At 51.8% G+C, this 1,067-nt stretch carries 1 protein-coding gene; it reads left to right on the forward strand.

What is annotated here, in order from left to right; translation table 11 throughout:
* Window positions 1-1,067, forward strand: a 1,067-nt coding sequence (locus tag BMZ78_RS18435) for a polyketide synthase dehydratase domain-containing protein (RefSeq protein ID WP_139203385.1), incomplete at both ends; no start/stop codon positions are given.

Here is a 1,067-nt window from a genome sequence, read left to right on the forward strand (position 1 = left end):
TTCAGCTCCACCTTTACAGGACAGGAGTTTTTCCTGTCGGATCACGTGGTGAATGGGAAACGTCTCTTGCCCGGAGTTGCCTATCTGGAAATGGCCCGGGTGGCTGTGGATCAGGCGGCCGGGGTCTTGCAAGAGGAGACAATGGGCATTCGGCTCAAAAATGTAGTGTGGATTCGGCCCATTGCCGTAGGAGACCAGCCGGTTAAGGTACATATCGGGCTGTATCCTTCAGATAACGGAGAGATTGATTATCAGGTTTACAGTGAATCTGGTGCCGAACCACTTGTATACAGTCAGGGCACGGCTTTGCTAGCCAGATTGGAAGAAGTCTCCGTGTTGGATCTTGCTGCTTTGCAGACCCAGTGCAGCCAAAAAATCCTTTCAGCGAGCCAATGCTATGAGATATTCCATGCGGCAGGAATTGAGTATGGTCCTGGACACCAGGGAATTGAGAAAGTATATGTAGGCTCAGGTCAAGCGTTGGCCCAACTCTCTTTGCCTTCTGTGATTTTGGATACAGAGGGGCAATTTGTCCTGCATCCGAGCATGATGGATGCTGCTCTGCAGGCGTCGATTGGTTTGCTGATGTCTATGAATGCTTCGATGGCGTCCAATCACCAATCCGGTGTAAAACCAATCCTTCCCTTTGCCCTGGAAGAGCTGGAAATCCTGGGTGGATGCACCTCCAGCATGTGGGCACTGATTCGTTACAGTCAGGGAGGCAAAGCAGGGGATAACGTACACAAATGCGATATAGATGTATGTGACGAGCAAGGAAATGTGTGTGTGCGGATGAAAGGAATTTCCTTGCGTGTTTTGGATGGAAAAGGTGAGATGGAAGGCTTTTCATCTCCTCCCGCACTCTTCCTGTCCTCACCCGGTTGGAAAGAGCAGGAGGTTGCTCCTGAACTCTCCACACCTGCTTATGCAGAGCACTGGGTGATCCTCTGTGAGCAGGAGGAAGGGATTCAAAAGGCCATCGAAGCTCACATGACCGGGGTCCGCTGCATCGCCCTGCAGGCAGCGGGGAGGATCGATCAACGCTTCCAGGCCTATGTGACACAGGT

Source organism: Thermoflavimicrobium dichotomicum, from assembly GCF_900114055.1.
GTDB lineage: Bacteria > Bacillota > Bacilli > Thermoactinomycetales > Thermoactinomycetaceae > Thermoflavimicrobium > Thermoflavimicrobium dichotomicum.